Genomic DNA, 6,024 nt, shown 5'->3' with positions numbered 1-6,024 from the left:
GGGCGACCCCGTCAATGGTCTGAAGCCCCGCCAGCGCGATGTTGACCGTAGTCGCCACCCGCACCGAGTGCTTGAAGTCCTGCTTGCCCAGCTCCTCCAGTACCTTTTGATCGACGTAATCACGTGTCGCCAACACCACGCTCGGATCGATCTTGAGCGTGATGTTGCCGGTACTGGTGACAATGAAGTTCATCCGCACAATCTGCGTGCGCCCCGAGCCTTGCGACAGGATCGGCTTGAAACTCGGCGCGCAGTTGGCCACCGCGACCAGATCGCCGTCGATGTCGTACAGACCAATTTCGCGAATCCACTTGCCGCCCTCATCGGCGGGGATAACCTGCTCGGCGATCAGTACCGTCGGATTGGCCGGATCAACTTTGAGCTGATTCAACGGCCGGCGGCGCCATTCGTTGATCAGTTTGGTTTGCGTTGCGCTGGGGATCGGGTCGGTGCCGTTGGCATCCCCGACGCCCATATCGGTGATCTTCCAGGGAATGCCGAGCGCGTCGGCGTTCGCCTGTTTGGCCATCCCCACGTTTGTGAGGATCGCGAAAAACTGCGAATTCGCATCAATCATAATAAACGTCCAGGGTGTCTATGGAGTGTTCGCGGCCGACCACACCGAAGCGGCCCGTGACCTCAATGTCACGCATCACAGGCGGGTACACGTCGAGTTCGTCGCCTTCGGAGAGGGAAACGGCAATGTTCAAGGCGCCTTGGGTTTCCAGGCTGATCGCCAGGCCGGTCAGCTTGCGGCTGACGGGTTTGGCGTCATCGATCAGGCGCTCCAGCTCCTGATACATCTCCTCGGTGATCCCGGTGTCCAGCACACCGACTTTCAAGGCGAAAGTGCCCGGTATTCCCAAAGGCACGGTCTGCCACCACTCCAGCACCTCGATGAGATAACCCAGCGGCTCGACCACCCGCCGCAGTGCTCCGATGGTGCCCTTGTGTTTGTGGATGTAGAACGAGGCTTTGATCGCCGCCCGCTTGACCGGCTCAGACCAGGCCGGATCCCAGCGGTCGACCGACCACGCCCAAGCCAGGTGGGGCAACAGATGCACGGGACAGGTATCGGGGTTGTACAACGTACGCAGCGGGATCAGCGTTTGCTCAACGAATGTCGCCTCAATAGCGCGCTCCAGCGGCGTGCTGTTGAGTGGTAAAAGACTGCGCATGTCACCCTCCCAGCACGACGCTGTATCCCGTGCAGTAAGCGGCCTGCGCCTTGGTCGGGGCCAGATCCTGCCAATTCTTGAGTTCGACCCGAGCCACGCCCGCGACATGTAGTTGCGCATCGACCCCGGAGCGCGCCACCTCAAGCCCTAACCGCCGACGCGGGTTGATCCAGGCTTCCAGACGCTTGATCGCCTCGGCGAGTGCGGCATCGTTTTCCGGGCCGGTCCCCTTCATGTGCAGCACCGCGTCGACGCGGTAGTGCAGAATCTCGGCGCCGCGTACCGTCACGCGGTCACCGACCGGACGCACGTCCTCGTCATTCACCGCGTCGGCCACCAATGCCAACAAATCGGGACCGACCGTACCGTCACCCTCAAGCCCCAAGACGGTGAGATCAACGCAGGCCGGCGAAGGACTTTCGGCAGTGGCATCGGCAACCAACGCCGACGCATTACGGGCATGCAGGATGTAGCTGTTACGCGGACCGGCGGTGGTCAAACCTTCGTACGCCAACTGCACCCGCTCACGCAGGGCGTCGTGAGACTCCAGGATCGCCGCGACCGGTGGCACTGCCAGCGGATCGGCCGGCTGGATCACCAGGCGCTTTAGGTTGACGTTGGCCGCCAGGTGATCCAGATCGCCGCCAGTGGCATAGGCCAGCAATTGCGCTTTGGCCGCATCATTGACCCGCGCCCGATTGCCGAGCTTGATGTAGCTGCCGACCTCGAGCAGCTTGGTGACCGGATCGCTTTCCAGTGAAGCCGTCCAGTTGGCGCCCATGTGCCCGCGGAAAACGCCCAGCGCTTCGTCGTACACGACTTCAAAGTCCAGCGGCTCCAGCACGTCCGGCGCCGGCAGTTCCGACAGATCCACCAGGGTACTCATACCCACACCTCCAACGTGCCGCGCACACCGAGGTATTCGCCGCTGATCTGCATATTGATTTGCCCGCCCAAAACAGACAGAACACGTATCCGCTCAAGTCTTAGTCGTGGCTCCCACTGACCCAGCGCCCGGGCGGCCTCGGCTTGCGCGGCGCTCTTCCAGCCCTCGTTGATGGGCAGATCGACCATGCGCCGCAGCTTACTGCCGTACTCCGGACGTTCACGACGGCTCAGCAGCGGCGTGCCGAGGATGTCCGCAACGGATTGGCGTAGATGCTCGATGCCGGAGATGGGCTGCCCGGTGTGGCGATCCATTCCGATCATCGGGATTACTCCTTGAGCTGCTCGAACTCGGCATGGGCCTTGAGGTATTTCAGCGCCAGGTCATCCGTGGTGCTGACCGCGATCACACCCTTCGCCACGGCCAGCGTGYGGTCATCCGGCAGGATCAGCGTGCGGGAGGTGTAGAGGGTGTCGCGAAAGGTCGTGGTCGATGCCGCCGACGTCGGCTGGATGACGGTCTCCGGCTCCAGCACCGACTGTTCTTCTTGCGGTTTGGCCATGATTGCTCCGGGTATAAAAAAGCCCGCACATGGCGGGCTGGGTCAATGGGGCTCGCTAGTGCGAGTGGTGGTTGCTATTGCCGGCGGTATCGAGAATCGCCCCGTCGCTGGTGATGTTCTGCGTGGCGTGCAGCGTGCCGTCGATGTTGACCGGCCCCTTGATGTTCACGCTCGCCTCCAGGTTGATCGTGCTGGACTTCACCGTCACGGTGCTGTCGGTCACCTCGGCCTGGGTCGCCCCTACCTTGATCGTGACCGTGCCACTGGGCAGGCTGATGGTGTAGCTCTTGGCCTGCCAGTCGTAGACCAGTGACCCGCCGTCGTCAAAACGCCAGACCTCGACGTGGTCTCGGTTGTCCGGTGGCGGGCCACCGTTACCGTACAGGCCAGGGATGAACGTGCCCTGTGCCACCTCGCCGCTGGCACTGATCAGGGTGCCTTGCTCGTTGATGCTCGGCGCTCGCCAGTGCCGCGCCTTGCCGGCGGCGACGCTGTGCCAGCGCACCCAGCCGCTGACCCATTCACCGTCAGAAACACGACACACCGGTGGAGATGCGGCGAGATCGATCGCCACCACGTAGCAGCCCTTGACCAGGCCGGCGAGCATGCGGTCGTGCTGCGCAGCCACATAACCGGCGCTCATGGCAATTGCTCCGGACGGAACGGGCCGTCGCCCGGTTCGATGTTCAGCACCAGGGTACCCGGTGGCTGATCCGGCCACGGCCACTGGGCTTCGCCGAGGTAGATCTGCTGCGTCCATTCCACAACCCAGACCGTGTAGCCGTCCAACTCCGGCTTGGTCCAGTCCTGCATGGCCTGCACAAACTCAGCCGGCTCCACCGCCACACCCCAGCACTGCATGCGCAGTAACGCGGCGAGCTGCCCCGCCAGAAACACCGCCTGTTGATGGTGATCTGATTGGATCGGGTCGGTGATCACCCTCGCTTCGAACTTGCACGCCAGCCCCGTTTCACCGGTGCCCGGGTCTTGCCCAGGCTCCATTTCCGCCAGCTCGATGAACACCGCCGGCAGACGGATTCGATCTTGGATGTTCGGCCACATGGCCACCGTGTGCACACCGGGCAGATACGCCTGAATATGCTGCTCAATGGCCTGGTACAACTGCTCAAGGCTGAACGGGATTTCCAATTCGTCCGTCACGTTATTTCCCCTTAAGGTACTTCTGCAGTTCAAAGTTGAGTTCCTGCTGCAGGACATGCACCAGCTGCTCGTCGGCCTTGAGCACCCAGCTTTCGAAATGCGGTCTGGCCTGCTCCAGTGAAACCTTGGCCTTGGCCAACGGGAAGCGACTGCCGTGTTCGGCGATCCAGCCCGAACTGACACCGCCTGCCCCGCTGACATCGCTGTCGGGGTAATCACTGGCATCGAAATGCTTGCTGGCCGTACGGATCCAGATGTCCGCGCTGTTGCCATAGACCTTCTTGTAAAAGGCCCCCTGATAGCGGCGGCCGGCCACCGACACGGCGGACTTGCCCTGCCTGGGGTTGCCGATCCGGCTCGCCTCAACGGCATTGAGACCGAACCACAACTTGCCGCTATTGGCACCGCCGCTGACCGGGTAACTGCGCAGACGTTGACGCACCGCCGCGACTGCAATGCGCTCTTGCCGACCGACAGCGCGAGCAATGTGTGTGCTCAGCCAGCGCAGGGTTTTGTTGATCGCCCGGCGCTGGGCATTGGCCGCCGCTTTTGGCACCACGGCCGCGAAGTCCTGAAAGGCTTTCAGATCCGCCGCCGAGGTTTGCAGGGAGATCATTCCGCCGCTGGCCGAGGGTTTGAAGTGACTGCCGACGCTCATGCTTTGGCCCTCAATAGCAACGCCACCCAGCCGGTGCCGTCCGGTTCCAGTTTCACCAGGTCATAGTCGCCGCCTCCGTCCTGTACCGGCAGGTCGATGACCACCACTTGCCCCGGCTCAATCCCCACGGCATCGCTGACGCGGATTTCGAACTGCGGTTCCCGCAGCGCGGTGTTGATACGCCCCATACGCGGCTGCAGCCAGGGCGCCGAAAAGAAGCCGGAGATTTCCTGACCGCCGACCAGTCCAATGTCGCCCAGGCCATCCAGCACCAGGGCGTCCATGTCGTCGCTCAACTCCCGAAAGCGCACGGTTATGCACCGTCGTCAGAGCTATCGTCGGTATCTCCGGCGAGGCCCTGAGTTTCACGCAGCAGCTGCTGCGCGAGCGGGTCCTTGATCGAGGCGATGCGCCCCTCGGCGAGCAGCGCATCCGCCACCTCCTTGCTCGGAGGGCTGTACGGTTCCCCCTTGACGATCACCGTGCGCCCGTCCTGCACGCAGCCATCGATCACGAGGTATTCGGCTTTTTTGGCCATGTCACACCACCTTGGCGTAGATGAAGGCATCCGGCTCCAACAGGCCGGCTAAGGCCGCGCTCTGCAACTTCAGCCAACGAGCACTCGGCTCTTCGGTCACCCAGCTTTTCGGAAAGCGCGCTGCCTCGACCAGACCGCTCTCTACGGCAGCGAGATCCTGAATGGCGCCGTAGAGCATGGCGTTGCGCGTGGAGGAGGAACCGAAGATCAGGCCACCCGCCGGAATCATCGGCTGCTCGTCATCGTCATCGTCCAGGTACCACTCGTCATAGCCGTACAGGTCGACGCCCGGATCGTTCAGGTAGCCCAGGTAGGTCACACCGTCCGGCAGCTCTTCGGGCTTGATCAGGCCCATGTCGACGCGACGGGTGTTGAGCTGTTTCATCACCGTCGCGTTGGACTGGAACGCGTCCAGCGCTTCGCCACTCATGGCCACGGTATTGGCCGTACGCCCGGAGTCCTTGGCAATCTTGCGTTTCCAGCCACGCAGGTTGCCAATCGGATCGCTGTCAGCAGTACCCCATTGACCGCTGCCCAGGCTGATTTTGTGGTCGCTGGCCATCAGGAAGTCGATGGTGTCGTCCACGCCCTCCCCGACTACACGTACTTTGCCGGTGGTCAGGGCCTGGGCGCACATCCATTCTTCGCGGCGGGTGATCTCATCGTCCAGGTCGCGCAGATCCTTACCCAGCAGTTGCCCCGCGCGCTCCAGCGGCGTGCGCGAGGAGAACGGGTTGTCGCCGGCCGCACGCTTGAGCACTAGCTCGGCGGTGGTCTCGCGTTTGGGCTGGATGTACGGCGGCGTGTAGTTATCAGTGTGGTAGCCGTCACGCAGCGACACGCTACCCGGCAGGCGCGGGTGAACAAACGGCGCCATCTTGCGTTTGCCCTTGATGATGTCGATGTCCACCGTTTTGGTGGGGAACGTCACCGGACTGCCGCCGTTGAAGAAGGTGTTCAGCAGAAAACGGCGCGCAGTCGGCATCTGCTCGACCGCTTCCAACATGGTGCGGGTATCAAAAATATCCATGGAAGCTCCGG

General features: G+C 62.6%; 11 protein-coding genes. All 11 read right to left on the bottom strand.

Features of this window, described 5'->3' with window-relative positions; genetic code table 11:
* Window positions 1-577: phage tail protein (locus AC1DIS_RS21775; protein ID WP_477781075.1), on the bottom strand; the 577-nt coding region annotated here is incomplete at its 3' end.
* Window positions 570-1,178 (bottom strand): phage tail protein I, encoded by a 609-nt coding sequence (locus AC1DIS_RS21770; protein ID WP_477748878.1) that lies wholly within the window; start codon window positions 1,176-1,178, stop codon window positions 570-572. The genes AC1DIS_RS21775 and AC1DIS_RS21770, both read right to left, overlap by 8 nt.
* Before the next feature lies 1 nt (window position 1,179).
* A complete protein-coding gene (locus tag AC1DIS_RS21765; protein ID WP_477748877.1) occupies window positions 1,180-2,064 on the bottom strand; it encodes a baseplate assembly protein in 885 nt (294 codons plus the stop codon).
* Window positions 2,061-2,387 (bottom strand): GPW/gp25 family protein, encoded by a 327-nt coding sequence (locus AC1DIS_RS21760; protein ID WP_477748876.1) that lies wholly within the window; start codon window positions 2,385-2,387, stop codon window positions 2,061-2,063. Before AC1DIS_RS21760 ends, AC1DIS_RS21765 begins: the two co-directional genes overlap by 4 nt.
* 5 nt (window positions 2,388-2,392) lie before the next feature.
* Window positions 2,393-2,626 carry a hypothetical protein gene (locus tag AC1DIS_RS21755; protein WP_477781074.1) on the bottom strand — a complete coding sequence of 78 codons (234 nt, stop codon included), beginning with the start codon at window positions 2,624-2,626 and terminating at the stop codon, window positions 2,393-2,395.
* Window positions 2,627-2,681: 55 nt separating this feature from the next.
* Window positions 2,682-3,269 (bottom strand): phage baseplate assembly protein V, encoded by a 588-nt coding sequence (locus AC1DIS_RS21750; protein ID WP_477748874.1) that lies wholly within the window; start codon window positions 3,267-3,269, stop codon window positions 2,682-2,684.
* Entirely contained in the window at window positions 3,266-3,787 is a 522-nt protein-coding gene (locus AC1DIS_RS21745; protein WP_477748873.1) for a hypothetical protein, read from the bottom strand. Before AC1DIS_RS21745 ends, AC1DIS_RS21750 begins: the two co-directional genes overlap by 4 nt.
* Before the next feature lies 1 nt (window position 3,788).
* Window positions 3,789-4,445 (bottom strand): hypothetical protein, encoded by a 657-nt coding sequence (locus AC1DIS_RS21740; RefSeq protein WP_477748872.1) that lies wholly within the window; start codon window positions 4,443-4,445, stop codon window positions 3,789-3,791.
* The gene (locus AC1DIS_RS21735; protein ID WP_477748871.1) at window positions 4,442-4,756 is read right to left on the bottom strand and encodes a head-tail joining protein; all 315 of its coding nucleotides are present in this window, start codon (window positions 4,754-4,756) and stop codon (window positions 4,442-4,444) included. The genes AC1DIS_RS21740 and AC1DIS_RS21735 overlap by 4 nt, the downstream gene beginning before the upstream one ends.
* Window positions 4,757-4,758: 2 nt before the next feature.
* On the bottom strand, window positions 4,759-4,983 hold the full coding sequence (locus tag AC1DIS_RS21730; RefSeq protein ID WP_477748870.1) for a hypothetical protein: 225 nt from the start codon (window positions 4,981-4,983) through the stop codon (window positions 4,759-4,761).
* Window position 4,984: 1 nt separating this feature from the next.
* Window positions 4,985-6,013 carry a major capsid protein gene (locus tag AC1DIS_RS21725; protein WP_477748869.1) on the bottom strand — a complete coding sequence of 343 codons (1,029 nt, stop codon included), beginning with the start codon at window positions 6,011-6,013 and terminating at the stop codon, window positions 4,985-4,987.
* Between the last annotated feature and the right edge of the window lie 11 nt (window positions 6,014-6,024).

The sequence above is a fragment of the Pseudomonas sp. 05N433 genome (assembly GCF_056396925.1).
Note: the sequence above shows the minus strand (reverse complement) of the source record. Positions and strands in the feature narration are given on the sequence as shown.

What these genes read in the sequence shown, in the direction of transcription:
- AC1DIS_RS21740 (WP_477748872.1), bottom strand. Translation starts at nt 4,445, where the DNA reads ATGAGCGTCGGCAGTCACTTCAAACCCTCGGCCAGCGGCGGAATGATC.
- AC1DIS_RS21730 (WP_477748870.1), bottom strand. Translation starts at nt 4,983, where the DNA reads ATGGCCAAAAAAGCCGAATACCTCGTGATCGATGGCTGCGTGCAGGAC.
- AC1DIS_RS21725 (WP_477748869.1), bottom strand. Translation starts at nt 6,013, where the DNA reads ATGGATATTTTTGATACCCGCACCATGTTGGAAGCGGTCGAGCAGATG.
- AC1DIS_RS21765 (WP_477748877.1), bottom strand. Translation starts at nt 2,064, where the DNA reads ATGAGTACCCTGGTGGATCTGTCGGAACTGCCGGCGCCGGACGTGCTG.
- AC1DIS_RS21770 (WP_477748878.1), bottom strand. Translation starts at nt 1,178, where the DNA reads ATGCGCAGTCTTTTACCACTCAACAGCACGCCGCTGGAGCGCGCTATT.
- AC1DIS_RS21750 (WP_477748874.1), bottom strand. Translation starts at nt 3,269, where the DNA reads ATGAGCGCCGGTTATGTGGCTGCGCAGCACGACCGCATGCTCGCCGGC.
- AC1DIS_RS21760 (WP_477748876.1), bottom strand. Translation starts at nt 2,387, where the DNA reads ATGATCGGAATGGATCGCCACACCGGGCAGCCCATCTCCGGCATCGAG.